The 25,625-nt window shown below is 43.9% G+C and carries 22 protein-coding genes, 8 tRNA genes, 1 riboswitch and 1 other annotated feature (1 of these 32 running past the window's edge); of the genes, 26 read left to right on the top strand and 4 right to left on the bottom strand.

Going from position 1 to position 25,625, the window contains the following annotated elements:
• Positions 1–25 (bottom strand) — a binding site (T-box leader); it reaches 226 nt to the left of the window's first position.
• Positions 26–227: 202 nt separating this feature from the next.
• The 3 genes from WSWS_RS07150 (at position 228) to WSWS_RS07140 (ending at position 2,326) form a co-directional block, all read left to right on the top strand.
• Positions 228–1,373 (top strand): trans-sulfuration enzyme family protein, encoded by a 1,146-nt coding sequence (locus WSWS_RS07150; protein WP_070230618.1) that lies wholly within the window; start codon positions 228–230, stop codon positions 1,371–1,373.
• A 69-nt stretch (positions 1,374–1,442) separates the two neighbouring features.
• Entirely contained in the window at positions 1,443–1,652 is a 210-nt protein-coding gene (locus tag WSWS_RS07145; protein WP_070230617.1) for a hypothetical protein, read from the top strand.
• 2 nt (positions 1,653–1,654) lie between these two features.
• Positions 1,655–2,326 carry a hypothetical protein gene (locus WSWS_RS07140; protein ID WP_070230616.1) on the top strand — a complete coding sequence of 224 codons (672 nt, stop codon included), beginning with the start codon at positions 1,655–1,657 and terminating at the stop codon, positions 2,324–2,326.
• A 69-nt stretch (positions 2,327–2,395) separates the two neighbouring features.
• Here the strand turns inward: WSWS_RS07140 and WSWS_RS07135 are convergent, their stop codons facing one another.
• Positions 2,396–3,238 carry a MurR/RpiR family transcriptional regulator gene (locus tag WSWS_RS07135; RefSeq protein ID WP_070230615.1) on the bottom strand — a complete coding sequence of 281 codons (843 nt, stop codon included), beginning with the start codon at positions 3,236–3,238 and terminating at the stop codon, positions 2,396–2,398.
• A 175-nt stretch (positions 3,239–3,413) separates the two neighbouring features.
• Here WSWS_RS07135 and gnd point away from each other — a divergent pair, with 175 nt between their 5' ends.
• From gnd to WSWS_RS07110, 5 genes are all read left to right on the top strand, one after another.
• Positions 3,414–4,322, top strand: a complete 909-nt coding sequence (gene gnd / locus WSWS_RS07130) for a phosphogluconate dehydrogenase (NAD(+)-dependent, decarboxylating) (protein ID WP_070230614.1) — start codon at positions 3,414–3,416, stop codon at positions 4,320–4,322.
• A 336-nt stretch (positions 4,323–4,658) separates the two neighbouring features.
• Entirely contained in the window at positions 4,659–5,921 is a 1,263-nt protein-coding gene (gene tyrS, locus WSWS_RS07125; protein WP_070230613.1) for a tyrosine--tRNA ligase, read from the top strand.
• A gap of 63 nt (positions 5,922–5,984) precedes the next feature.
• Complete coding sequence (locus WSWS_RS07120) at positions 5,985–7,235, top strand: chloride channel protein (protein WP_070230612.1); 1,251 nt, start codon at positions 5,985–5,987, stop codon at positions 7,233–7,235.
• Between the two features lie 124 nt (positions 7,236–7,359).
• Positions 7,360–8,388 carry a tRNA dihydrouridine synthase gene (locus WSWS_RS07115; RefSeq protein ID WP_070230611.1) on the top strand — a complete coding sequence of 343 codons (1,029 nt, stop codon included), beginning with the start codon at positions 7,360–7,362 and terminating at the stop codon, positions 8,386–8,388.
• 222 nt (positions 8,389–8,610) lie between these two features.
• Entirely contained in the window at positions 8,611–10,221 is a 1,611-nt protein-coding gene (locus WSWS_RS07110; protein ID WP_070230610.1) for a CTP synthase, read from the top strand.
• Positions 10,222–10,329: 108 nt separating this feature from the next.
• Here WSWS_RS07110 and WSWS_RS07105 read toward each other — a convergent pair whose 3' ends face one another.
• Both WSWS_RS07105 and WSWS_RS07100 read right to left on the bottom strand, forming a co-directional pair.
• Positions 10,330–11,634, bottom strand: coding sequence for an NCS2 family permease (locus WSWS_RS07105; protein ID WP_070230609.1), 1,305 nt, complete (start codon positions 11,632–11,634; stop codon positions 10,330–10,332).
• 235 nt (positions 11,635–11,869) lie between these two features.
• Complete coding sequence (locus tag WSWS_RS07100; protein WP_070230608.1) at positions 11,870–12,955, bottom strand: BMP family lipoprotein; 1,086 nt, start codon at positions 12,953–12,955, stop codon at positions 11,870–11,872.
• Between the two features lie 373 nt (positions 12,956–13,328).
• Positions 13,329–13,427: riboswitch (purine riboswitch) on the top strand.
• Between the two features lie 107 nt (positions 13,428–13,534).
• Here WSWS_RS07100 and WSWS_RS07095 point away from each other — a divergent pair.
• The 5 genes from WSWS_RS07095 to WSWS_RS07075 all read left to right on the top strand — a co-directional run bounded on the left by WSWS_RS07095 (position 13,535) and on the right by WSWS_RS07075 (position 19,672).
• Positions 13,535–14,824 (top strand): nucleobase:cation symporter-2 family protein, encoded by a 1,290-nt coding sequence (locus WSWS_RS07095; RefSeq protein WP_070230607.1) that lies wholly within the window; start codon positions 13,535–13,537, stop codon positions 14,822–14,824.
• A 21-nt stretch (positions 14,825–14,845) separates the two neighbouring features.
• A complete protein-coding gene (locus WSWS_RS07090; RefSeq protein ID WP_070230606.1) occupies positions 14,846–15,418 on the top strand; it encodes a xanthine phosphoribosyltransferase in 573 nt (190 codons plus the stop codon).
• 225 nt (positions 15,419–15,643) lie between these two features.
• On the top strand, positions 15,644–16,513 hold the full coding sequence (locus WSWS_RS07085; RefSeq protein ID WP_070230605.1) for an NAD(P)-dependent oxidoreductase: 870 nt from the start codon (positions 15,644–15,646) through the stop codon (positions 16,511–16,513).
• 28 nt (positions 16,514–16,541) lie between these two features.
• On the top strand, positions 16,542–18,146 hold the full coding sequence (locus WSWS_RS07080) for a glycosyltransferase family 4 protein (RefSeq protein ID WP_070230604.1): 1,605 nt from the start codon (positions 16,542–16,544) through the stop codon (positions 18,144–18,146).
• 14 nt (positions 18,147–18,160) lie between these two features.
• Positions 18,161–19,672: a glycosyltransferase gene (locus WSWS_RS07075; RefSeq protein ID WP_070230603.1), complete on the top strand. Its 1,512-nt coding sequence runs from the start codon at positions 18,161–18,163 to the stop codon at positions 19,670–19,672.
• Between the two features lie 51 nt (positions 19,673–19,723).
• Here WSWS_RS07075 and WSWS_RS07070 read toward each other — a convergent pair.
• A tRNA-Cys gene (locus WSWS_RS07070) sits at positions 19,724–19,794 on the bottom strand.
• 363 nt (positions 19,795–20,157) lie between these two features.
• Here WSWS_RS07070 and WSWS_RS07065 point away from each other — a divergent pair.
• The 13 genes from WSWS_RS07065 (at position 20,158) to WSWS_RS07005 (ending at position 25,614) form a co-directional block, all read left to right on the top strand.
• A tRNA-Val gene (locus tag WSWS_RS07065) sits at positions 20,158–20,230 on the top strand.
• A gap of 2 nt (positions 20,231–20,232) precedes the next feature.
• Positions 20,233–20,306 (top strand) — tRNA-Asp (locus WSWS_RS07060).
• Positions 20,307–20,311: 5 nt separating this feature from the next.
• Positions 20,312–20,384, top strand: a tRNA-Phe gene (locus WSWS_RS07055).
• Positions 20,385–20,415: 31 nt separating this feature from the next.
• A tRNA-Trp gene (locus WSWS_RS07050) sits at positions 20,416–20,486 on the top strand.
• A 12-nt stretch (positions 20,487–20,498) separates the two neighbouring features.
• Positions 20,499–20,571, top strand: a tRNA-His gene (locus WSWS_RS07045).
• A 33-nt stretch (positions 20,572–20,604) separates the two neighbouring features.
• Positions 20,605–20,688: transfer RNA gene (locus WSWS_RS07040), tRNA-Leu, on the top strand.
• 40 nt (positions 20,689–20,728) lie between these two features.
• A tRNA-Leu gene (locus WSWS_RS07035) sits at positions 20,729–20,812 on the top strand.
• A gap of 203 nt (positions 20,813–21,015) precedes the next feature.
• Complete coding sequence (locus WSWS_RS07030; RefSeq protein ID WP_070230602.1) at positions 21,016–22,071, top strand: ParM/StbA family protein; 1,056 nt, start codon at positions 21,016–21,018, stop codon at positions 22,069–22,071.
• A 25-nt stretch (positions 22,072–22,096) separates the two neighbouring features.
• A complete protein-coding gene (locus WSWS_RS07025; protein WP_070230601.1) occupies positions 22,097–22,738 on the top strand; it encodes a hypothetical protein in 642 nt (213 codons plus the stop codon).
• Between the two features lie 138 nt (positions 22,739–22,876).
• Positions 22,877–23,491 carry an SDR family oxidoreductase gene (locus tag WSWS_RS07020; protein WP_237342584.1) on the top strand — a complete coding sequence of 205 codons (615 nt, stop codon included), beginning with the start codon at positions 22,877–22,879 and terminating at the stop codon, positions 23,489–23,491.
• Between the two features lie 158 nt (positions 23,492–23,649).
• Positions 23,650–24,225, top strand: coding sequence for an NADPH-dependent F420 reductase (locus WSWS_RS07015; protein WP_070230599.1), 576 nt, complete (start codon positions 23,650–23,652; stop codon positions 24,223–24,225).
• Positions 24,226–24,281: 56 nt separating this feature from the next.
• On the top strand, positions 24,282–25,121 hold the full coding sequence (locus WSWS_RS07010) for an SDR family oxidoreductase (RefSeq protein WP_070230598.1): 840 nt from the start codon (positions 24,282–24,284) through the stop codon (positions 25,119–25,121).
• Between the two features lie 82 nt (positions 25,122–25,203).
• A complete protein-coding gene (locus tag WSWS_RS07005; RefSeq protein ID WP_070230597.1) occupies positions 25,204–25,614 on the top strand; it encodes an Rrf2 family transcriptional regulator in 411 nt (136 codons plus the stop codon).
• The last annotated feature ends 11 nt before the right edge of the window (positions 25,615–25,625 follow it).

The raw sequence follows: 25,625 nt of genomic DNA, 5'->3' as shown, positions 1-25,625 counted from the left end.
TTACTTATCTTTTCTCTGTCTGTTTATACGTTGTAGTTTACGAGCGTGCCTTTAAGATGTCAATGGTTAATTTTAATTTTTCTCATTTTAAATTCATCAAAAAGGGCGCTCATATGTAGAGAGTTCATCAATTGGAGGATTTTTAGCGCTGGCACCCGAGGGCTACCTTGTATTTTGTCTCATTAAGTTTTAATATTCCTGTATATCAAAGGCAAGTGAGAAAAAATATGACTGAAATAACCGATATTATTAAAGCAACAACGCAGATTGATCCAGTTACTGGTTCATTAAATACCCCCATTCATCTTTCGTCGACCTTCAATCAAGTCAGTTTTGACGATTTCGGCGAATTCGATTATGCGCGTTCAGGTAATCCGACCCGTAATGCTGTTGAAGCAACGATGGCTCGATTAGAACATGGAAATTTTGGGTATTTATTTAGCACGGGGATGGCAGCCATTAGTTCCGTCTTGCTGACATTTAGTCAAGGTGATCATTTGATTGTGACTAAGCATGTGTATGGGGGAACTTTTCGGGTATTTGAAGATGTCCTCAATCGGTTTGGAATTACCCATACTTTTGTTGATTGTACCGATTTGGAAAACATCACCAAGGCGATCCAACCGAATACCAAAGCAATTTATATCGAAAGCCCATCGAATCCCATTCTAGCAGTCACGGATATTGCGGGGGTGGTGGCCATTGCTAAGGACCATCAGTTAGTCACGATTGCCGATAACACCTTCATGTCGCCATATTTGCAAAAACCATTGGATTTGGGCATCGATATTGTTGTCCATTCAGCTACGAAATGGTTAGCTGGCCATTCTGATATTTTGGCAGGGGCTGTTGTCACGAATGACCAAGCACTAGCTGCGCAAATTTATTTTGTCCAAAATGCTGTTGGCGCAACATTAGGTGTGACGGATAGTTGGCTTTTGCAACGGGGGTTGAAAACACTGGCGATTCGTATGGAACGGCACACAGCCTCGGCGCAACAGATGGCGGCATGGTTAGAGCAACAATCGGTCGTGTTGCGAGTGAACTATCCTGGTTTAGTCTCATCGCCATTTTTTGAAATTCAGCAGCGCCAGGCTAAGAATGGTGGGGCCGTCTTGAGTTTTGATGTGGGTAGTTATGAAAATGCGAAAATCGTCGCCGAAAATGTCCAAATTCCAGTGTTTTCAGTCTCACTTGGTGGCGTGGAATCCATTTTGTCTTACCCGCCAAAAATGTCTCACGCGGAGCTTGATGCCAATGAACTGGCTGCGACCGGTATCACGCCAGGTCTATTGAGGTTATCGGTGGGACTTGAAGATGTCGATGATCTCATTGCTGACTTCGGTCAGGCTTTCAAAAAAATTCCAGTTTAAGTCATAAAAATTAGGGTTGTTGCTTAAATTCGGTGTAAGATTGAATTACAGAGAATTGAGGAACAAGAAATGCAAAAAATAGTCATGTTGAATAATGACCATGTGATGACACATGAAGGTGTTGGTATAATCAAGGGCGATAACCCGACATGGCGGGCACTAAACTTACGATTAGCGCCGCAATTGACACCGTTCAATCAAGTGACAGTTATCGGCTGGCATCGCAGGGCATACATGATGAGCGCACTAGCGGAGAGCGATATGGAGGATCAGGGGTAGAGATGGTACGACAAGGTCAATATGCTAAGACATCCCAGTTAAAACGGGTACGTCAATTTCGTCAAAATAAACCAGTGACGGCGGATCAGCAAATCGATCCGACAAAGCTTGAAGAATTTTTGATCGTCCGCTACCACTTAACGCAAAATGAGCGCTTGACACCACTGGTTAAGGAGACGATGCAACGCTTTTTGATGGTGTGGCTTGATCAAGCACCGGATACCGGCCAGTGGGATCTTCCAAGTATGACAGCGCAAGCACTCGCTAAGACAGCTGCGCAAGTGCCTTGGCAATTTTACGCATTGCTTTTGGGCGAATGGGAACATTTCCAAAAATTTTTGCAACGTGAAATTCCAGCAGTGCAGTTAGCGGAACGTAAAGTCCTCGTAGGAACATTATCACGTCAAGAATTCGCGGAATTAGTGGCTAACCAAATGGCTTTAAATTGGTTTTTACAGACTTTTAAAGACAATCACCAAATGCTTGAACGCATTGCAGAGACCCAAGTTAGTGAAATGCAAAAAAGTTTTCTTGGATCAGATGGGTATGGTAATTGGGCGAATGTGGGTTCGGTATATGCCACCACAATTCTGTCGTTAGATCATGACGTTGATGCGGCGACCAGAGATTGGTTGCGTGAACTAGCTAGTTTACAAGCAAACCAACTACAATAAGGGCAGCGATGCTTGTCGCAAAATAAAATAGCGGTTACCTCTCAGTGGAGAGGTAACCGCTATTTTATTTTATTCACGTGTCGATTCAATGGCGACACGCATATCATCGACAATTTGTTGTGTTTTAGCGCCAAGACGGACGCCGACCAATGTAAACAAGCTGTCCACAATGGTAATTTGGGCAATCAACGACGACATGGACTCACTCCGAATATTAACTTCTTCCGCGGCACTAGCTAAAACTAGATCAGCATGTTTTGCCAAATCGGCTTGTGGATAAGCGGTAATCGCGATGATTTTGACACCATTTTCTTTGAGCTGTTCGGCAATCTTTAAGGTATCACTATTACGACCAGAATGTGAAATGATGATGGCAACATCACTGCTTTTCATGCGGACCGCTTGCATCAATTGCACATCGTAATCAGGATGTTGCTCAACATCAAGGGGGGTACGGAGTAATTTGTGATAACCATTAAAAGCGACAATCGATGAACCACCAATACCGAATAGGCCGACACGACGAGCATTAATGAGCCAATCGGTTGCTTGAATCATGTCAGCTGGTTTTAATAAATCGCTGGTCGCAGTGAGCGCGTTTTGGGCGCCTGAGAAAACTTTTTTGACGATTGCTTCAGGATTATCGTTCTCATCGATTTCACCGAAGAAGGTTGCCTCAGTGGGGGTCGCGATGGCTAAACTCAGTGAGAATTCACGAAATGAGCTGTAACCGATGCGTTTAACGAAACGCGAAACGGTTGCCGTTGAAAGTTTAGTACTTTGTGCCAATGCCTGGATAGTCATTGATCGTGTGATCGTCGCGTTTTCTATGATGTAATTGGCTAGTTTTTCATCGGACCCGGTTAATTGTTCGCGCATCGAACGAATACGGGCAAAGCCACTTTGTGTCATAATATGTCCCCAATTGTTTATATTTGATTTGTAATATGTATATTTACATTATAGCTAATTAGTTGGCGGACGTCATGAAAACTTTTTACAACATTAATGCTTGCAAAATGAAAAAAGATTGCATATAATAATAATTGTTGATAAATAATTTGAATTACAAGAAGAGGTATACAAGATGAAGTTCGCGATGATCGGCCTTGGTAAGATGGGCTTGAACTTAGTTAAGAATTCAGCAGACAATGGACACGAAGTCGTTGCCTTCGACTTGAACGCAGATTTCGTTAAGGAAGCTGCTGCATACTCAGACAAGGTTTCTCCTGCAACTGATTTGGACGATATGTTGGCGCAATTGCCTTCACCAAAGGTTGTTTGGGTAATGGTACCAGCTGGTGTGCCAACTAACTCAACGATCGACACTTTGATCGAAAAGTTGGCTGCTGGGGACATCATTATCGATGGTGGAAACTCAAACTACAAGGATAACTTGGAGCAAAACAAGCGTACTACTGCTGCCGGAATTAAGTTCTTCGATGCAGGTACTTCAGGCGGTATGTCTGGTGCACGTAACGGTGGAAACTTCATGATCGGTGGAGACGACGCTGAAGCTTGGAAGGTTATCGAACCTTTGTTCAAGTCAATTGCTTTGGAAGATGGTTACTTGTACACTGGTAAGTTGGGTTCAGGTCACTATTTGAAGATGGTTCACAATGGAATCGAATACGGAATGATGCAAGCCATCGCCGAAGGATTCGAAGTATTGGAAGCCTCACAATACGACTACGACTACGAAGCAGTTGCTAAGTTGTGGAACCACGGTTCAGTTGTTCGTTCATGGTTGATGGAATTGGCCGAAGAGCAATTTGCCAAGGATCCTAAGCTATCAGCTATTGCTGGGCGTATGCACTCATCAGGTGAAGGAAAGTGGACTGTTGAAGAGTCTTTGAACTTGGAAGTACCTACACCAGTTATCACTTTGTCATTGATGATGCGTTACCGTTCATTGCAAGATGATACATTCACTGGTAAGGTTGTTTCAGCTTTGCGTAATGGCTTCGGTGGTCACGCAATGGATTCAGCTAAGTAATTTTTATTACGACAGTGGTATTGTTTAATTTAAAAGATTGAAATACGAAAGCGCACAGGACCAAGATCCTGTGTCGCTTTTTTTATTGTTTGATGGTAGAATGAAAACATTGTTGATAGGCCAGTAGAAAATTTGGTGGACATGAGAGATGCAACGGATGCTGAAAGTTGTACAAACCCAATGATCGAAATACAACTACACAAATGGCAATCGGGTAGTTCGTCGATATCGAACGCTGAGTGGCGGAAATTCCGCAATTTAGGTGGTACCGTGTATTAATTGCACCCTAATCTTTACGGATTGGGGTGTTTTTTTATTATTTTGAGGAGAAGTACGATGGCAGAAGATATTTTACAAGAATTAGAGTGGCGTGGCGCAATTAATCAACTAACTGATGAAGATGGGTTGCGTAAAGAAATTGCAACTGGTGAGATGAGCGCCTACGTCGGTATCGATGCGACGGGCGATTCAATGCATGTGGGTCACTTGGTACCATTCATGATTTTGAAGCGTTTCCAAGCGGCTGGCGTACGTCCAGTAATCGTTGTCGGTGAAGCCACAGGTTCCATCGGTGATCCTTCAGGTAAGAAGTCAGAGCGTAAATTGTTGGATCAGGCCACGATCGATGGCTACGTGGTTAAGTTGACTGCACAATTAGAAAAACTGTTTGGGGCCAACGGGTTTAAGATGACCAACAACAAGGATTGGTTGGGTAAATTATCGTTAGTTGATTTCTTACGTGATTATGGTAAGTTATTTCCTATTAACGTTATGCTGGCCAAGGACGTGGTTGCTTCACGACTAGAAGCGGGGATTTCATTTACTGAATTCACCTATCAAATTTTGCAATCCATCGACTTCTACCAATTGTGGCAACGGGAAAACGTCCGTTTGCAAATTGGTGGTTCAGACCAATGGGGTAATGTGACAAGTGGGATCGACTTGATTCACAAGCTGGAGGGTAACGATGCACCAGCCTTTGGGTTGACGGTACCATTGTTATTGAAGGCTGATGGGACTAAGTTTGGTAAAACAGAAGGTGGTGCGGTTTGGCTTGATCCAGAAAAGACAACGCCCTTTGATTTCTATCAATTTTGGTTGAACACCGCTGATGCCGATGTTGAAAAAATGCTGAAGTACTTCACCTTCTTGCCTGAACCGGAAATTAACGCGTTGTTGGCTGATATGGCTGAAAATGCCGCTGATCGTAAGGCGCAACGTCGTTTAGCTGAAGAAGTAACCGCGTTCGTCCATGGTGAGGCTGCGGTGAAGTCTGCCGAAGCGGTGACCGCCGTTTTGTTTGGTAATGCAGATGTCGCTCAATTGAGTAAGGATGAAGTAGCGGCATTGGCTGGTAATGTCACGTCGTTTGCCATTGATAGCGCTGAAATTGGACTACTTGATCTAGTGGTTGCATCAGGGTTGGAAACGTCAAAGACCGCCGCACGTCGGGCTGTCAAGGATGGCGCTATCCGGATCAACGGTGTACAGATTAAAGACGAAGAGGCGATCATTGATCCGGCCGATAAGTGGGATGGCGCGTACGTGGTTGTTAAGCGAGGCAAGAAGAAGTGGGCCATTGGTGTTGCCGCAAAGTAACCCATAAGCTGGGAGGCTCTGACAGTTGTTGGGGCTTTTTCATATAGGATGATGGTTTGAGAAATGCAAAAATCAGAGAATTTCACATTAGGTCTAAGCACCGTTGTGATTGGCGTATTGGCTGGGATTAGCTCAGGCTTGTTGAGTTGGTTTTTGGATAGTGTTGAACGATTCGCGTTAAACTGGCAAGAATCATTACATAATGCAGTTGCCAATGAAGTGATGCCAAGCCGGCGCTTACTGGCAGTGACCATTGGTGCGATAATTGTGGCGGTATTTTGGTACTTTTTGCGTCGTCGTCAGCCATTAGTAGGCGTTGAAGGGGCGCTTGCTGGCAAACAGATGCCGGTTTCAGGCACGATCATGCATGTGCTATTACAAATATTTTTTGTGGCCACTGGTGGCTCAGTTGGTCGTGAAGTCGCGCCACGGGAAGCCGGCGCCTTAATTGCACAACAGTGGCAGCAACTCACGCAACGAGTCGGGTTAGCCGCATTAACCCAAAGTGATCGGCAACTACTCATTGCGAGTGCAGCGGGTGCGGGCTTTGCCGGCATATATATCTCACCGATGACGGGTACCTTGTTTGCCATCGAAGTGTTACTAAAACAAATCAATCTCAAAATTACGATGGTGAGCCTATCAATGGCTTCTATTGCAGCGTTTGTAGGCGGGTCAATGAAAGGCTTTAATGCCTATTACCATGTCGGTAATACAGCATTCCATAGTCAATTTGTCCTGATTATCTTGCTGGTGGCACCGCTCAGTGGGCTGGTCGGCGCCTGGTTTAAGAAAAGTTCTGGCTGGGCCACGACCCATCAAACCACCGGGGTAGCTATTCTATGGCAATTGCCAATCATGGGGTTGATCACTGGGTTAATTACAATGTTTGGGATGCCACAAATCATGGGTAATGGTCGCGCTTTGGCACAAACGGCGTTGGATAGTTTATCGGTTAAGGTGCTACCATTTTTGTTGTTGGCCGCGCTATTAAAGTACATCGTGACTATTTTGACAATTCGCGCTGGTGCAGCGGGTGGTGTTTTAACGCCAGCGATCGGCATCGGTAGTAGTCTTGGTGCGATGATTGGTATTTTATTCTCGGTGGTTGTCCCGGGAATTTCAATCTGGCAAAGTGCCCTGTTTGGTGCGGTGACGCTCTTGGCAGCGTCACAACAGGCACCATTGATGGCAATGTTTATGTTATTTGAAATCACGCATTTAAATGCAACGGCCTTACTACCATTAACGATTGGCGTGGGTATTTCAACGTTAGTATCACGGGCTGTCTTGAAGCAACCGATCGTAAAATAGTTAAGGATTAGCTCTTGAACGGCTGAGTCGTTCAAGGGCTTTTTGTAGGTAAAAATTTACAAACTTATGAAAAATAAGTAGAATAACAACTGATAATGAATCGAGAAAGTAGGAAAATAAGTTAATGGTTCGACAAGCAAAGTCAGCGTATTGGCAAAATGTTGTAGATCAGGCGGTTGCGCGGGCGGATGGAGCCAGTGTACCTTTCTTTTCGTTGGCCCCAATGGAGGCAGTCACAGATACGGTTTTTCGACGAGTCGTTGAGCAGGCCGCAGGACCAGATGTGTATTATACGGAGTTCACGAATGCGCGCAGCGTGGCGCATCCCAAGGCGCAGCAATCTGTCCAAGGACGATTGTTTGTGACTGCAGACGAGCAGCAACCAATTGCTCAGTTATGGGGCAATCGTGGTGAAGATTTTAGTAGTTCGATTCCTGAGTTAAAGAAACTTGGCTATCAGGCGATCGATTTGAACATGGGGTGTCCAGATCCAACCGTCGTAAAAAACGGTGGTGGTTCAGATTTAATTCGTCATTTTGATGATGCTAAGGCGGTCATTGCAGCTGCTAAGGAAGCGGGATTACCAGTTTCAGTGAAGACACGTTTGGGGTTTAATGACTTTGACACTTACAAAACATGGTTACCCTTTTTGTTAGAACAAGATATTCAAGTTTTGACCATTCATTTGCGCACACGCGAAGAGATGTCAAAGGTGCCAGCACATTATGAAGTGATTGATGAAATTGTGAAAATGCGCGATGACATTTCACCAGCAACCTTGCTCCAAATCAATGGGGATATCAAGACACGTGCGCAGGGGCTACAATTAGTTGCCGAACATCCTGGTGTTGATGGGGTCATGATTGGCCGGGGCATTTTTGCCAACCCATTCGCTTTTGAACTTGAACCAGTTGAGCATACTTTAGCAGAAACATTGGCCTTATTACGCATGCAACTAGCTTTATATGATGAATTCACAGAGACCATTGGCCCAAGGAGTTTTCAAAAGTTAAAGCGTTTCTTCAAAATTTATGTCCGTAATTTTGCACGAGCCTCTGAGTTGCGGGTCGCCCTGATGGATACCAAGAATACGACTGAAGTACGGGCTTTGTTAGATGCATTTGATGCAGAATATCAGGAAGTCGAAGCTTAGTTGTTTTGAGTTCTTGACGAATTCGAAATAACTCTATATAATTAAGTTCCGGGCTCATGTATTATATACGTGACCGATTCAAATATGAATTGATGCTCCCATTACCGTTTTGACGGTCGTGGGAGCTTTGTTATTTATACGAGTCTCCCTGACAAATTGGTAAGCACCCAAACATTTAATGAGTCATTGAATGCTTGGATAGAAATTTTGGAGGAATCAAACATGGCAACTAAGTATGTCTTCGTTACTGGTGGTGTTGTTTCATCATTGGGTAAGGGTATTGTCGCTGCTTCATTGGGACGTCTTTTGAAGAATCGTGGATTCAAAATCGCGGTACAAAAGTTCGATCCATACATCAACATCGACCCAGGGACTATGTCACCATATCAACACGGTGAGACTTTCGTTACTGAAGATGGATTAGAAACGGACTTGGACCTTGGTCACTACGAGCGTTTCATCGACATTAACTTGAACAAGTACTCAAACGTGACTTCAGGTCGTGTTTATTCTGAAGTTTTGGCCAAGGAGCGTCGTGGAGATTATGATGGGGCAACCGTTCAAGTTATTCCGCATATCACAGACGCTTTAAAAGAGAAAATGAAGCGGGCTGCTGAAACCACAGATGCCGACATCGTCATTACTGAAGTTGGTGGGACAGTTGGTGATATCGAATCATTGCCATTTATCGAAGCGTTGCGCCAAATGAAGCGGGAGGTTGGTCCTGAAAACGTGGCGTACATCCACACTTCTTTGATTCCGTACTTGCGAGCCGCTGGTGAAATGAAGACTAAGCCAACGCAACATTCAGTCGCCGAATTGCGTTCCATGGGTATCCAACCTGACATGCTAGTTGTTCGGACAGAGCAACATATCTCTGAGGGGATGCGTGAGAAGTTAGCTTTGTTTACTGACGTCGCACCAGAAGCTGTTATTGAATCATTGGACGTTGATATCTTGTACGAAATCGCGTTGAATATGCAAAAACAAGGTATGGATGATGTTATTTTGAAGCGCTTAGGTTTGTCAGCTGAACCAGCCGACATGACTGAATGGCAAGCCATGATTGATAAGATTCGTAATGTCACTAAGCACGTGAAGGTCGCATTGGTTGGTAAGTATGCCGATTTGCAAGACGCCTATATTTCAGTGCATGAGGCCATGAAGTCTGCCGGTTATGCTGAAGATGCTGATGTTGAGATCTTGGATTTGAACTCAGAAAAGGTCAATGATGACAACGTAGCTGAATTATTGGGCGATGTTGATGCAATCATGGTGCCCGGTGGCTTTGGTGCCCGGGGTACTGAAGGTAAAATTGCAGCCATTAAATATGCCCGTGAAAATGACATTCCATTCTTGGGCGTCTGCTTAGGGATGCAATTGGCCACAGTTGAATTTGCACGGAATGTCTTGGGATATGCAAATGCCAACTCGATTGAATTGGATCCTACTACCGATGCACCAGTGATCGCTTTGATGGATGATCAAAAGCACGTGACCGAACTAGGTGGCACATTGCGTTTGGGATTGTACCCTGCTGAGTTGAAGGAAGGTACAAAGACCTTTGACATTTACGGTGGCCAAAAAGAGATCCAACAACGTCACCGTCACCGTTATGAGTTTAATATCGATTACCGTAAGGAATTCGAAGATGCGGGGATGGTTTTTGCTGGAACTTCACCAGATGACCGTTTGATGGAAATTATTGAATTGCCAGCCAACAAATTCTTTGTGGCAGCCCAATATCACCCAGAATTCATCTCACGTCCAAATCGACCAGAACCTTTGTATGCTGCGTTCATCAAGGCTGCCTTGGAAAATGGTCATAACTAATTAAAGATATTTAAGTTCCCTCGGGTGATCTACCTGGGGGGCTTTTTTCTTGTAACTGTAATTAAAAACGGGTGGTTACTAAATTTAGTAACCACCCGTTTTTAGATATTAATTAGTTTGCATAATGATGATGAAAGCAATGAAGATTAGACCCAAGACATACATAATTGGATGAACTTCCTTACGACGACCTGTCGCCACCATCAAGATTGGGTAGATGACAAAGCCCATCGAAATGCCGTCTGAAATTGAATAGGCTAGGGGCATCCCCAAAACGGTTAAGAATGATGCAGCAGCAATTGGAAAATCTTTCCAGTTAATATTAGCTAAGTTGGCGGCCATGAGGATACCCACGACAACCATTGCAGGTGAGGTTACGGCTGATGTCACCACTGAAAGCAGTGGTGAGAAGAGGAGTGCCACTAAGAACAATCCCCCCGTGACTACTGAGGCAAAACCTGACCGGGCCCCCATCATGATACCAGTAGATGATTCGATAAAGGCAGTTGTTGGGGAAGTTCCCAAGATTGAACCGCTCAACATCCCAACTGAGTCCGCCATTAACGCCTTGCCAGCACGAGGTAAGGTATTACCTTCCATAAAGTTACCGGCTTTAGCAACCCCGACTAGTGAGCCAGTGGTGTCAAATAAGGCAACCAATAGGAAAGTGGCAATTACAATCCACATCTGTGGCGTAAAGGCCTCATCAAGCCCTTGGAAAGCAGCTCCAAATGTTGGATGAAGTGAGGGCACAGTTGACATGATTTCACTGGGCATGGGGATCAGACCAGTGATCAAACCCAAAATGGCGGTTAACACTAGCCCAATGAATAAGGCCCCGGGGATGTTACGAGCGAAAAGAATCAGAGTGATGATAATCCCAGCGATCGCGAGCATGGTTGTGGGCTTTGACCAGTCTCCCCAGCCGACGATAGTTGATTTGTTAGCGGCGACGATGCCAGCATCTGACAAACCGACGAAGGCGATAAATAAACCAATTCCGCCAGCAATGGCTGCTTTTAAATCAGCCGGAATGGCATCAATAATGATTTCACGAATTTTGAAAAGGGTCATTAACCAAAAAATTACCCCGGCGATAAAGACACCAGCCAAAGCGGTTTGCCATTTGATCCCCATACCAATGACAACGGAGTATGAGAAGAAGGCGTTAATACCAAGCCCTGGGGCAATCGCGAATGGATATTTTGCGAAGACACCCATGAAAATAGTTGCAATCGCAGCTGTTAATCCTGTAGCAGTGAATACAGCACCTTGATCCATGCCAGCAGCACCAAGGACAGCTGGATTGACGAATAAGATATACGCCATGGAAACGAAAGTTGTTAAACCACCGAAGAATTCAGTTCGATAATTTGTTTTTAATTCTTTGAAGTTAAAATAACGTTCAATCATGAAAAACTCCCTAAATATATAAATGATTTCAATTTTTTTCAGAACACTTTCTGAAAAACAACTTATCTAGTATGTAAAAGAATTCGGGTTAATTCAAGCAAATTAGCTACATTAGTTTTATATGAGAAATTATAGTTCGTTTTTTGCTGATAAAGGGGCTAAATTTGTGAACGATGCAGAGAAAAAGAGGATTAACGATGATGTTAATCCTCTTCTTTAGGTTATTTAATGATGATTACTTTGAGTATTGGGTAGTGTACTTCAAAGTGATTGAACCGTTTTCCAAAGCCTTTTGGGCCTTGTTAACGGCCTTCAAAGTTTTTGCGTCCAAGTTCTTCTTGACGATACCAACACCACCTTGCTTCAAACCGTAGAAGGTTGCTTTGCCACCCTTGAACTTACCGTCCTTTGCAGAGTTAGCAGATGCTTGCAAAGCCTTACCAACATTCTTCAAAGCAGATGTCAAAGTGAAGTTATCTGACTTACCGTCCTTAGTCTTGTATGCACCATCACTTGATTGGTCAACATCGACACCAATCATGTAAACCTTATCAGCTGAACCTGACTTCAAAGTTTGGTCGTGTTGCTTAACAGCGGTAAAGGCACCATTTCCAGTACCACCAGCAGCGTGGTAGATGACGTGGATGCCTTCAGCGATGAAGGTGTTAGCGATCAATTGACCCTTAGCAGCATCGCCGAATGAGTTAGCGTAAACTGACTCAACCTTCAAGCTCTTGTTCACTGAAGCAACACCCAACCGGAATCCGTATTCGAAACGACCAACAGTTTCTGACTTAACACCACCCAAGAAACCAATCTTAGTATCACCAACTTCTTCTGCCTTTTCAGCAGCAGCAACACCAGCAAGGTATGATGACTGTTCTGAGTTAAACATCAATGATTGAATGTTCTTATACTTTGAATCAGCAACTGAATCAACCAATGCGAATTCAGTCTTAGGATTAGCCTTGGCAGCCTTTTGAGTTGCTTCTTGCAAATCGAAACCGATACCAGCAATGTAATCAAACTTGGCAGCAACAGCTTGGTCAAAATTGTTAGTAAAATCAGCCTTAGTCTTTGAAAGGAAGTAGTTGTAACCATCAACACCCTTCTTAACACCGTTTTCTTTACCCCAAGCTTGCAGACCTTCCCAGGCTGATTGGTTGAAAGAATGGTCATCGATGTTACCAGGTGCGTCAGTGATCATTGCAACGGTAAACTTTTTATCAGAAGAGCTTCCTGAGTTGGTAGCGAAGTAAACACCACCAGCGACAACGACAACAGCTGCAACACCGGCAGCAATCTTTGTAGAACGATTCATGAGATCGAATTCTCCTTAAAAATGTGAGTTTGATAGGGCAGTTTCTTTGCCTGAGCAAAAATACGAACATTAAAACTTAAATGTTCCTTAACAGTTATGAATATACGATAATTGTTAAAGCGTGTAAATATATTTATTTTTGAAATTGGTATATACCTATACGTTAAAATAACCATAAACGCCTGATATATAGACGTTTCGGGCTGGTTTCACTTAACGAAAAAAATATTAACCGTTACTAAAACAAACTTGAAAAACACGAACATTCATTTGTAAAACGTTTTTCTAGTGCTAGCCGATCTCACTTGAGGTACGCTCATTTATTTATCATTGGACAGGGGCAAGAATGTCCGTTATATTAAAAGCAACAACTAAGAATATCTTGATTGTCGTCAGTATAATTGTTGGAGAATGGCCAACGAGTTCCTACCTATGTTCCTAAACATAGACTACTGATGACTGTGAAATAGATGCAGTGCAGTTATTTCATGATGAATCAAAGCCCCCATTCAATATGGGGGCTTTTGTGCTGTTTAGCCTCCAATTATGCCGATGATCAAGTGGATGGAGAATATTTGTATGGAAACCACAGCACGACCCAACCGCTTGCAAGCCCTTATTTTAGGCTTGCAACATGTCTTGGCAATGTATTCAGGCGGCATTTTAGTACCATTGTTGATTGGAGCAGCCTTACATTTTGACGCGCAACAAATGGCGTATTTAATTTCTGCAGACATCTTTATGACTGGTATTGGGACATTATTGCAATTAAAAACAACACGTTTAACGGGTATCGCTATGCCGGTAGTCCTTGGTTCAGCGATCCAATCGGTGTCCCCATTAGTAAATATTGGTGGCACATTGGGCATCGGTGCGATGTATGGGGCTACGATTGCGGCCGGAATTTTCGTCTTTTTGATTGCGGGCTTGTTTGCCAAGTTGCGTGAATATTTTCCACCGGTTGTAACCGGATCATTGATTACGGTGATTGGATTCTCACTAATTCCAGTTGGTGTGGCTAAGATTGGTGGTGGTGATGCTACGGCTAAAAACTTTGGTGATCCAACTAATTTATGGATTGCTTTAGTAACGATGGTTGTCATCATTGTGATTGCTATTTTTGCCAAGGGCTTTCTCAAGTCAATTTCCATTTTGTTGGGGATTGTTATTGGGACAGTGTTCGCTGGCATGCTTGGGGTTGTATCCCTGCAACCAGTGGCTGATGCATCATGGTTCCACTTGCCAACCCCATTTTTCTTAGGGACACCAACTTTTCACGTATCAGCGATAATCACGATGATTATCGTCGCGATTACTTCAATGATAGAATCAACCGGGGTATACTTTGCCTTAGCGGATCTGACTGGGACCAAGTTATCTGACCAACGCATTGCGAAAGGGTATCGGGCAGAGGGATTGGCCGTGATTTTGTCAGGAATTTTCAATACCTTTCCCTATTCGACGTTCTCACAAAACGTCGGGGTCGTGCGCTTATCGGGGGTACGATCAAAACAACCGATTTACTATGCGGCCGGATTACTATTATTGATTGGTCTGTTACCTAAGTTTGGTGCTTTGGCGACGATTATCCCAGACCCCGTCTTAGGCGGCGCCATGCTCATCTTATTTGGGACGATTGGTATTCAAGGAACGACCATTATGCGCAATGTTGATTTTGGATCAGAACGTAATTTGATGATTGCGGCTGTCTCAATTGGGGCTGGTATTGGTGTGACGGTATACCCACAGGTTTTCCAACAAATGCCAACATTGGTCAAGTTGATTATCGAAAACGCAGTGGTCGTCACCTCCGTTTTGGCCGTGTTGTTAAATATTGTTTTACCTGGTCGTGAGCAGCAGGTTGACTAGAGTTTAGAAGAAGGTATTATTGTGAAATTATTGGAAGATAAAATCAAAAATGAAGGCCGTGTGATTGGTACTGAGGTCTTGAAAGTTGATAATTTTTTGAATCATCAGGTTGACCCGGCTTTGATGGCCGCGATGGGTGAAGAATTTGCCCGGCTATTTGAAAACGATAACATCGATAAAGTCCTCACGGTTGAATCTTCAGGGATTGCACCCGCGGTATTTACCGCTTTGGCGTTACATGTACCAATGGTGTTTGCTCGTAAAAAGAAATCCCTTACTTTAGTTGATGATAACTATACGGCAGACGTGTATTCTTTTACTAAGCAAGAGACAAACCATATTATTGTAGATAAGCGGTTTATTTCGGCTGGTGAACGCATCCTATTAATTGATGATTTTTTGGCAAATGGTCAAGCAGTTGAAGGCATGCTGCAAATCGCTGATGCTGCTGGGGCAGAGGTTGTCGGCGTTGGGATTGTGATTGAGAAAACCTTTCAGAAAGGCCGTGCCATCCTAGATGAAAAAGGGATCCGTGTTGAATCATTGGCCCGGATTGCTGCCTTTGAAGACGGCCAAGTCATTTTTGTGAATTAAGAGATGAAAAAAGTATGTCGCAGCTCATTGGCATTCACGTGATACGTGAATTTGAGCGTGGGGCATACTTTTTTTGATCCCAGGGAAGTAATTGCCCAGGTATCGCGCTGATTCATGTTAAGTTAAAGAAAACTTGTTATAATTTTTACAAGTAATGAAACGGGTGGACAACATATTCGACAAATATATTGACTATCATTCAATCATTTAAATAGGAGGATTGTTATGAAAATTGGGTTTATTGGAACTGGGGTTATGGGCACTGGCATCATTTTGAATTTACTGAAAAAAGGACATACATTGGTCATTAACAATCGAACAAAAGCACATGCGCAAACCGTTCTAGACGCCGGGGCCACTTGGGTTGATACGGCGAAAGAGGTTGCCGAACAAACGGATATTGCAATCACAATGGTGGGGTATCCTGCTGATGTAGAAGCACAATATTATGGCGAGCAGGGCCTCTTTGCTGGGGCGAAGCCAGGTCAAATCTTGGTGGATATGACGACATCAACACCAACCCTAGCTGAAAAGTTAGCCGCTGATGGCGAAAGTTACGGTGTTTCAGTGCTTGACGCGCCTGTTTCGGGTGGCGATGTTGGTGCGAAAAATGGTACTTTGACGATTATGGTTGGCGGTAATGAGGCGGCCTACAGCCAGGTACAACCTATCTTCGAGCAAATTTCAAAGGCGACCCATTTGTTTGGGGCGGCCGGGAAGGGCCAACACACTAAAATGGCCAATCAAATTATGATTGCGGCCACGATGTTGGGCTTATCAGAAAGTTTCACTTATGCTAAAGCAGCTGGCCTTAACGTAGCTGATGTGATGGCCACCTTATCGGCGGGCGGTGCACAAAACTGGTCGATGGATAATTATGGTCCCCGTATTTTGGCAAATGACTATGCACCAGGTTTCTATGTTAAGCACATTATTAAAGATCTACGCATTGCGTTAGATGAAGCCGAAAAATTAGGTGTGGTGTTACCAGCAACCGAATTAGCAGAAACCTTGTATACCAAACTAGCCGATCAACGTGGCCTGGGTGATGCAGGCACGCAAGCGTTGATTAAGTTATGGCATCAATTTGCGTAGTTTTAATAATGAAAGTGATGGTGATTAGATGAACTTTTTCATTAATGCGACAATGCCTGACCATAAATCCGGTATTGAACATGCCCAATTGAAGCGATTGATGTTGTTTAATGATCATCAAACTGATTCACGGATTGTTTTACGTGAGTGGGATCCCATCGCCCATCTAAACGCCAACGCTGCGGGCATTTCAGATGAACAGTTAATCAATATGTTTGACTATTTTCAAGAAGCAACAGCAGTTCAAGCAAAGCCAGTATCTGTTGGCGATATTGATTTTGGGGTCTTTAATACGAACGTTATTGATGACCCGGCAAACAAACGCTTTTTAGTCACTGATCCGGCCGGTAAACTGGTGGCCCGGGTTAATTATGATGCCAATGATGCCCAACGTGTGCGATCAACAGAATTATTTGATGGTTTTGGTAACTTGTATCAGGTGGCCCATTATGATTCGCGAGGGTTTGTTTCATTAATACAGTGGTACACTCCTGATAATAAGATTGGGACTGAAACTTGGTTAACGCCAACTGGTCGTGTGGCCTTGGAGACCTTTAATAAGCACACGATGACTCACAACAATGATTTGATTAAAACAGGGTGGCGCTTGATTGAAGCGGATGGCACAGTTATGCAATTTGACACCATCGAAGAGTTAACCTTGCATTTCTTTGATCGTTTGAATGATGATTTCTGGTCAGCTGAAATGCCAAATGTCTTTATTTTAGATCGTGCGCATTTGGGCGATTGGGGGTTGTTGCACCTGAAAAAGCCGGCTTATACAGTCATGCATTTGCATAACTCACACGCTGGGGATGCGCAAGATCCAATGCATTCAATGGTGAATAACCATTATGAGTTTGCGCTGAATACACTTGATCAGTTTGATGCGGTGGTCTCAGCGACGCACAAGCAAACGCATGACCTGCAATTGCGGTTTGCACCAAAGACTCACTTGTTCACCATTCCCGTTGGTGTGGTGCCAGAACGTCTCTTAAATGCGCCGCGTGTACCAGTAGCTGCACGGACATTTGGCAAAGTGATTGCTTTTGCCCGCATTGCTTGGGAAAAACACCTAGATGATTTGGTGCGCGCAGTCGGCATCGTTAAACGCGAATTTCCTGAAGTAACGCTCGATTTGTATGGCTATGCCGATCCCACGGACGACTATAAAGCTCGCAAGGCCGTCGAAAATGCGATTGCCGAGTATGGCTTAGGGGATGCAGTGCAGTTAAAGGGCTATACGACAGACATTGATGCGGTCGAAAATGAGGCGATGATGTATGGGTTGACTTCACGGATGGAAGGATTCAATTTAGCCATTATGGAAGCCATCTCCCATGGCTTAATCTCATTTTCCTATGATGTGAATTACGGTCCAAATGAGATCGTTCAAGATGGCGTCAATGGTAATGTTGTGGCATATGAAGATTATCAAGCGTTGGCAGATGCCATGTTACAGGTATTGCGTGATCCTGAGTTGGCCCAGCGTTATTCAACTGGGGCATATGCATCAGCTGCACGTTATTCTGAAGCCAATGTCTGGGCTGCCTGGCGTGAATTACTGGATGATGCCAAGGCAACTTGGCCGGCAAAGTTAGCGGCCATACCAAACCATGCCATGGTTAAGTAGTGAGGGGTTAGAGAATGAATTATTTTGTTAGTGAAAATATTTTTACGTTTAACTCAGGTACAGAGCATGGACAAGCCAAACGAACGAAGCTGTTTAATGAACATGGGCAGGGCGCGATTTATGTGACGCGTAACTATAACCGATTTTTGCATCGTGATGTCGCCGCAGTTGATCTAGATATGTCACAAGTGTTAAATATGTATGATTACTTCCAAGGCGTGACTAATGTCACACGGAAGGAACAAGCATTGCGCCTACTTGATCAAATTCCATTGGCCGAGTACCATATTGTGGGGCATGGACCGAATTATTCAACCATTAACCATGCGGGTCGTGAAATGGCCAAGATCACGGTAATGCCAGCAACCGTCGGCTTGGTCAACGAAATCATTTATTATGATGCGGCTGGCAATACCACTGTTCGTGAAAATTTTGACTGGCGTGGTTTCAAGTCATCAGTCGATTATTTTAATCCTGACGGTAGCCTGGCAGTGCAACAGTTTTTGAATTTAGCCGGTACACCGGTACTAGAAATTATCCATATGGATGTGAATGGTACGCGTTATCCTACCATGTGGAAATTACTTAATTTTCAAGGGCGCAACATTCGTTTTGATTCACAAGACGCCTTGTTCACCTTTTTCTTAAGTGATTTAGCCAATCAAAATCCAGGGTCTAATTTTATTTCAGACCGTCGTTCATTAGATCGGGTGGTGGCGGATATCGCGGGTACGACTAATAAGTATGCGTATTTGCATGACATACACACACCGGATGTTGCCCATCCACAAAGGGGCAAGCTGTATGATGCTTATCGAGTGGTGCTAGAAGAACGCGCCATGGATTTTAAGGCCATCTTTACACCAACGGCTGAACAAGCCCGAGATCTGAAGTTGCGTTTCCCTAAGGCAACGTTCAAAGCGGCTCCTGATACGTATGTCGATAATGCCATATTAGCGCAGCCATTAACCGGACTGACTGAGCGCGTTCGGCATCGGATAGCATATGTTGGTCGATTGAGTCCAGAAAAACGCCCAGAAGACGCGATTAAGGTCTTAGCTAAGGTACGGACCGTTGTGCCAGATGCCACGCTGGAGTTGATCGGGTATGCTGCTAATACTGAGATTCGTAGTAACCTGGATAGACTCGCACAAGAGTTAGGTGTGACTGACCAAGTGATCTTTACTGCATACGGCGATTATGGCCGGGTGAATGCGGTGTTGAATACAGCGCAAGTATTGGTGCAAACATCGCTTGGTGAAGGATTTGGGATGAACTTAGTTGAGGCATTTGCGCACGGTGTACCAGTGGTAACATATGATATTAACTATGGTGCCAAAAAACTGGTCACGGATGGCAGTGATGGCTATGTGGTACCATCTGGTTCAGTGAATCAGATGGCCCAGCGAGTAATAGCCCTTTTTAATGATGAAGCTATGTGGCTAGCAGCTAGTACGGCAGCTTATACGAAGGCCCGTCAATATAATGGGGATGCTATGTACACTGCTTGGCAGGCAGTATTATAGAATATAAAAAATAACCCCCTGAGTAAAAACTCAGGGGGTTATTTTTTTGAGAGGTAGTGACCGGGATCGAACCGGCGATCACGGTTTTGCAGACCGATGCCTTACCACTTGGCTACACTACCAAAATTTCCAACGTATGCTATTATACGGGAAATATAAAGGGTGTGCAAATGGATAGGCGAGGCACCTGCCTTAATCGATGTCAAATGAAGTTATCACGCGGACGGGGTACGGGACAGCATATAGTAAAAAAGAGATGATATATTGATGGAGGATGTCTCAACTGGCGAGCAATCCGGGCGGTGTTTTTTGAAATTAAATTGTCATATTGGTGAACTTAAAGTAAATTCAGGGCTTTGAAATGCGGTTATACGGGGGTGTTTGGTTGAAATGAAATAGAAATACAAAAAAGGGTTGCAAACTAAACAAAGATTCCGTATAATAAATCTTGTTGTTGCGACAGGTAACGACGAATTAAACAACATGGACGTTTAGCTCAGCTGGGAGAGCACCTGCCTTACAAGCAGGGGGTCACAGGTTCGATCCCTGTAACGTCCATTGGTCGCATGGTCCAGTTGGTTAGGACGCCTGCCTGTCACGCAGGAGATCACGGGTTCGAACCCCGTTGTGACCGTTAATGGCTCGGTAGCTCAGTTGGTAGAGCATACGATTGAAGCTCGTAGTGTCGGCGGTTCGATTCCGTCCCGCGCCATTGTAAAATTTAATATAAATCTTACATCGATAGGGATATAGTATAGAGGTAGTACAGCGGTCTCCAAAACCGTTAGCGGGGGTTCGATTCCCTCTATCCCTGCTTTATATAATGGCGGTAGTGGTGAAGGGGTTAACACACCGGTTTGTGGTTCCGGCACGCGTGGGTTCGAATCCCATCTATCGCCCTCTATATAATTAAATAAATCATGATATGTTTTGCCGTTGTGGCGGAATTGGCAGACGCGCGGGACTCAAAATCCCGTTCCCGCAAGGGAGTGTGGGTTCGACCCCCACCGACGGCATTGCAGTAAAATGCATACTTCATATCATGATTTATTTATTGCCGTTGTGGCGGAATTGGCAGACGCGCGGGACTCAAAATCCCGTTCCCGCAAGGGAGTGTGGGTTCGACCCCCACCGACGGCATTTATTATTAGATTAAACCGTGTGAAATTAATATTTCACACGGTTTTTTTGTAGCTCCTTAACCATTTCCAATTTGCTATTTAATGAAGAAAAGGAAACGTTTGTCAACTACCAAGGCTTTAATTGTCGTGTTTCTCACTATTCTTTTAGGGTTTAGTTCGGTATAATGAATATATGACAATAAATACGGAGGACCCATTCAGATGGCTAAAAAAATTACTCAATTAGGTGTTGACGTTGGAAATAAGCAAGTCAAGATTCTTGGTGACAATTCCGACGTAGCCATTTATCCAGCTGCTTTGGTCAAGTACGATACCATTGAAAGTATGGTTGACGATACTAAATTAAAGAACTATTCATTATATCAAACAGATGAAACTAATAATGCGCCCTTCCTATGGGGTGAAAACCTAGCTGCCTTTGGGGCAAACGTTCAAGAAACTAAGGGGACTGACTTCACGCGTTATGATGATCCATTGTTCAAGAACTTGGTTTTGGCAGCAGTTGCTTCATATGTAAAGGAACAAAACGCTAAGGATGATGCAACTAAAGTCACTGACTTGGCAATTGAAACAGGGATGCCAACGGCGCACTACTTGGATCCACGTAATGGTGGCGAAAAGGGTGAATCATATGCTTGGTTACGCGGTAAGCATGTACTCACTATCGATGGTGAGACATTGACTTTTAATGTGACTGATGTTGAGGTGCGTCCTCAAAGTTACGGTACGGCAGCTTTGTTCGCTAAGACCTACGAATTGGATTTTGGTGAAACTGTCGCCGTATTAGACTTCGGTGGTGGTACCATGGTCTTTGACGTTTACCGTGTTACGGAAGACGGTATGGCTTTGTTGCGTGACTTTAATATCCAAGAAAACAAGGGTGCTGATGTCTTGATTGACAACTTAGTTCGTGCAATTACGGCTGAGGGTGTCACTAATCCTAACCGTAACAACCACAGCAAGATTCAAGACATGTTAATTAAGCAAAATTATGTGATGCGTGTTGGTATCGGTAAAGAACGTGACTTCTCAGATGTTTTCCAACGTGAGATCAATCGTTATGTTAACAACTTGTTGGATAACATCAACCACGCGGGTATCGAATTTAACACCTTGGCTGCCTTGATTATTACCGGTGGTGGTGCTAATTGGGTTAACGCCGAAGCCTTTGAAAACCGGGTTGAAATGGTTTACCGGTTCGATCAACCAGAAACTGCCAATGTTCGTGGTTTCTATGTTGATTTGATTCAAGACTAGTCAAAACCATTAGGGGAGAAGGAGCATGAGTGAACCATTTAATGTTCAATTGACACTTGATCCTGAGCAAGACCAAGGACTTTTGAGTGAACTCGAAAGTTTTATGAAGGCATCTGCTCGCTTGAACCTGTCAGACAATCAAGCGGTGTTATCCTATGCATCAATTGAAGAGGCCATTAAAGCAGTCTTATTTGATAAAACTAGGATTGCTGAGGCTGATTTAGCCAATTTGGCACCAGTCGTTGCGCACGACAGCGCGGCAACTGTGATTGAGGATGCTGAGGTGGAAGTTACACCTAGCGCAACGCCACTCACTTCAGAAGGTGCCGAGCTGACAGATGCGTCAGACGGTCACATTGTTGAATTTGTCGACGTGACAGAGCCAGAAGAAGTGGCGCCGGTGATTGAAACGCCGAGGAAGAGCACCGCGCAACCAACGGAGCCAATCGCAGAAGACAAACCCGTTCCAGACCCTGAAGCAACTGCTGAAGCGTTGGAAACAGCACGAATCGCACGCGAAGAAGCGTTAGCGGAACGCAATCACCAGTTGGCGATTGAAGAAGTTCGTCGGATTGCTGAAAAGGTCCAAGTTCAATTGGTGGACATTGAGTTACCACCAATGACTAGTGACACCAAAACACCTTTGAATTCATTTGGTGTGCAATAAAGCGACCGACACATTAATTACTAAAAAATAGTACGATAACGAAACCCCGAAAGTAGTCATAACTTTCGGGGTTTTATGTCGCATATTTTTAAGGGTGGTGTATCATGGAAGACATTCAACGTAATGGATGGAGAGTTTATGAAAATTAAAGTTGTTATTGCTGGTGGGACGGGATTTGTTGGTCAAGGGATCATTGAGCAGTTATTACCAGAAAAATTTGAAGTACATAGCTTATCACGACATCCTCACCAAGGGGAGGCTGGTGACCAAACAATTTATCATGCCGTTGATTTAGCCCGACCACAGGAGTGGCAATCAATTGTGCACGATGCAGACTGGGTCATTGATGCCGTGGGTATTTTGTTGCCCAATCCGCTTAAAAAACAGACTTATCAAAATAGTAGCTATGCACCGGCAAAAAATATTATGGATGTGTTAGTAAATGAGCCAAAGGTCAAATTCTTATTCATATCTGCGAATGCCGGCCCATTTTTCATGAAACCGTATTTAAAAGCGAAACGGGCAGTTGAGCAGGATATGCAGCAACGGCTCGCAGAACAGGCCTATCTGGTCTACCCAGGAATCATTTTTGATAAGGCGCGTTTTAGTTCGTATCTACCCGGCTTGGTGTTGGCACAGTTAACCATCTTGCCATATTTTAGAAAGTTGCGGCCACTCTCACGAACGCAATTTAGTCGCGAGATTGAACGGATGTTGTTAGGACAGAAAAGTCCTTTAGAACAACGTTTGTAGCCCAATGTGTTGGCGATTGGCTACTGTATAATATATCAAGTAGGCAGGCAAAATGATTAACCCTATCAACTTGTAACTTTTGTGTTGACATGTGTTTAGTGTGAGTGTTATGATACTTCATGAAAGAAATTTAATTAATGAAAAAGAGGAATTTACACATGGCAAACGTAACAGTTTTTGGACAAGGTAACATGGGATCAGCAATCGGTGAAAATTTCGCCGCAGCCGGTAACAACGTCGCATACGTAACAGAGACAGAAACAGTCGATGCATTGGGTGAAATCGTTGTTTTGGCCGTACCATATGGTGCTGTTGAAAGAATCATTAGCACTTACGGTGAAGCTCTTCAAGGTAAGATTGTGATTGATATTACTAATCCAGTTAACTTTGAAACTTTTGACGACTTGGTAGTTCCTGCAGACAGTTCAGCTGCCGCAGAAATCGCACAAAAGTTGCCAGAAAGCAAGATCGTTAAGGCATTCAACACAACTTTCGCAGCTACATTGGCTACTAAGCAAGTTGGTGGTGTACAACCTACTACTGTTTTGTTGGCAGGTGATGATGCAGAAGCAAAGAAGTCAGTTACAGCAGCTTTAGCTGGTAGCGGATTGGAATTCATCGATGCTGGTTCATTGAAGCGCGCTCGTGAGTTGGAAGCCTTTGGATTCTTGCAAATTAGCTTGGCTGCAGCTGAAAAGATCAGCTGGACTGCTGGTTTTGCAATTATCAAGTAAGCATTGCACCAATTGTAATCAGCGACAAATATTCTTGATGCTATAGGGAGATTAGAATGACAAAGTATTTTTTGACAGGTGTTACGGGACGTCTTGGTCGGGCCGCGTTGAGTAATTTACTAAAAGATGTGACGGCTGAAGACGTGATCGTGGGTGTCCGTGATTTACAACGGGCACCAGAGTTTGAAGCATTGGGTGTCACCGTTCGTCAGGCAGATTATACTAAACCAGAAACTTTGACAACGGCTTTAGCTGGTGTTGATAAGTTATTGTTGGTATCAGGAGTTCCTGGCGGCGAGGTATCTCGTTTCGATCAACATCGTAATGTCATTGATGCTGCGAAGGCCGCTGGGGTTACTTTCATCGTTTATACGTCATTAACCGAAGCTGATCAAAATAAGACATTTTTGGCAGAAGACCATGCTAATACTGAAACGTATATCGCAACGTCTGGGCTTGCCTACGCAATTGCGCGTAACAATTGGTACTTGGAAAATGAATTAGATTTGATTAAAAAGGCTTTAGCTGGTGAAGATTTTAGTAATCCCGTGGGCGACGCTAAAATTGGTTGGGCCCTAAATCGTGAATACGGCGAAGCTGCTGCCAAACTTTTGACGGCTGAACAACCACAAAAGATTTATGAGTTTGGTGGCCGCGCACAAACATATGCTGACTTAGCACAAGCTATCTCAAGTGTGAGTGGTCGTACAGTCAAAGTTATCGATCAACCAGTTGTATTGTCAGAACATCCTGATGTTTTTGAAAAGATTAATTGGCAACTACAACAAGATATCGCAGCCGGTGTATTGTCATATACGACTGACGACTTAGCTAAAGTACTAGGTCGCGAGCCCCTTAGTTTAACGCAAGCGGTGCAAGAATTAGTGCAACGCTAATCGATTTTCATCTTTAATAGTTGCAACGGACGTATTTTACTGATACAATGAGCGGTTGTTACTATTAAAGAGGAAGTAAAACATGCGCTATTCTACGAAACTAAGTGATGCAACTCATATCTTGTTATTTATCCATGTTTTTGCTGATGGCGATTTATCGAGCAATGCGATTGCCGCTAGTGTTCAAACTAATCCAGTGGTGATTCGGAGTTTGATGTCAGATTTAGCGAATGCAAATTTAATCCAAACTAACCGAGGGAAGGCTGCGCCGACTTTAACACGTGCTTTAGCAGACATTTCATTGCTTGATGTTTATCAAGCAGTTGAAAAAACGTCACTCTTACATGTGGACGAGAAAACTAATCTGGGTTGTCCAGTAGGTAAAAATATTCAAGGTGCACTGACAAATGCCTATCTGAAGGTTCAGCGAGCTGCTGAAAATGAGATGGCACAAATCAGTTTAGCGGATATTCTTGCTGACTTTAGGTTTTAAATATGTTTTGA

This window comes from Weissella soli (genome assembly GCF_001761545.1).
Classification (GTDB): domain Bacteria; phylum Bacillota; class Bacilli; order Lactobacillales; family Lactobacillaceae; genus Weissella; species Weissella soli.
The sequence above is the reverse complement of the archived record's forward strand: the minus strand, read 5'-3'. Positions and strand labels throughout refer to the sequence as shown.

Bases quoted from the DNA above. Each gene is read 5' to 3' on its own strand.
- WSWS_RS07030 (WP_070230602.1), top strand. From the start codon at position 21,016: ATGGCTAAAAAAATTACTCAATTAGGTGTTGACGTTGGAAATAAGCAA.
- WSWS_RS07085 (WP_070230605.1), top strand. From the start codon at position 15,644: ATGAAAATTGGGTTTATTGGAACTGGGGTTATGGGCACTGGCATCATT.
- WSWS_RS07105 (WP_070230609.1), bottom strand. From the start codon at position 11,634: ATGATTGAACGTTATTTTAACTTCAAAGAATTAAAAACAAATTATCGA.
- WSWS_RS07080 (WP_070230604.1), top strand. From the start codon at position 16,542: ATGAACTTTTTCATTAATGCGACAATGCCTGACCATAAATCCGGTATT.
- WSWS_RS07100 (WP_070230608.1), bottom strand. From the start codon at position 12,955: ATGAATCGTTCTACAAAGATTGCTGCCGGTGTTGCAGCTGTTGTCGTT.
- WSWS_RS07110 (WP_070230610.1), top strand. From the start codon at position 8,611: ATGGCAACTAAGTATGTCTTCGTTACTGGTGGTGTTGTTTCATCATTG.
- WSWS_RS07115 (WP_070230611.1), top strand. From the start codon at position 7,360: ATGGTTCGACAAGCAAAGTCAGCGTATTGGCAAAATGTTGTAGATCAG.
- WSWS_RS07145 (WP_070230617.1), top strand. From the start codon at position 1,443: ATGCAAAAAATAGTCATGTTGAATAATGACCATGTGATGACACATGAA.
- WSWS_RS07020 (WP_237342584.1), top strand. From the start codon at position 22,877: ATGAAAATTAAAGTTGTTATTGCTGGTGGGACGGGATTTGTTGGTCAA.
- WSWS_RS07095 (WP_070230607.1), top strand. From the start codon at position 13,535: ATGGAAACCACAGCACGACCCAACCGCTTGCAAGCCCTTATTTTAGGC.
- gnd (WP_070230614.1), top strand. From the start codon at position 3,414: ATGAAGTTCGCGATGATCGGCCTTGGTAAGATGGGCTTGAACTTAGTT.
- WSWS_RS07015 (WP_070230599.1), top strand. From the start codon at position 23,650: ATGGCAAACGTAACAGTTTTTGGACAAGGTAACATGGGATCAGCAATC.
- WSWS_RS07075 (WP_070230603.1), top strand. From the start codon at position 18,161: ATGAATTATTTTGTTAGTGAAAATATTTTTACGTTTAACTCAGGTACA.
- WSWS_RS07010 (WP_070230598.1), top strand. From the start codon at position 24,282: ATGACAAAGTATTTTTTGACAGGTGTTACGGGACGTCTTGGTCGGGCC.
- WSWS_RS07140 (WP_070230616.1), top strand. From the start codon at position 1,655: ATGGTACGACAAGGTCAATATGCTAAGACATCCCAGTTAAAACGGGTA.
- WSWS_RS07150 (WP_070230618.1), top strand. From the start codon at position 228: ATGACTGAAATAACCGATATTATTAAAGCAACAACGCAGATTGATCCA.
- WSWS_RS07120 (WP_070230612.1), top strand. From the start codon at position 5,985: ATGCAAAAATCAGAGAATTTCACATTAGGTCTAAGCACCGTTGTGATT.
- tyrS (WP_070230613.1), top strand. From the start codon at position 4,659: ATGGCAGAAGATATTTTACAAGAATTAGAGTGGCGTGGCGCAATTAAT.
- WSWS_RS07005 (WP_070230597.1), top strand. From the start codon at position 25,204: ATGCGCTATTCTACGAAACTAAGTGATGCAACTCATATCTTGTTATTT.
- WSWS_RS07135 (WP_070230615.1), bottom strand. From the start codon at position 3,238: ATGACACAAAGTGGCTTTGCCCGTATTCGTTCGATGCGCGAACAATTA.
- WSWS_RS07025 (WP_070230601.1), top strand. From the start codon at position 22,097: ATGAGTGAACCATTTAATGTTCAATTGACACTTGATCCTGAGCAAGAC.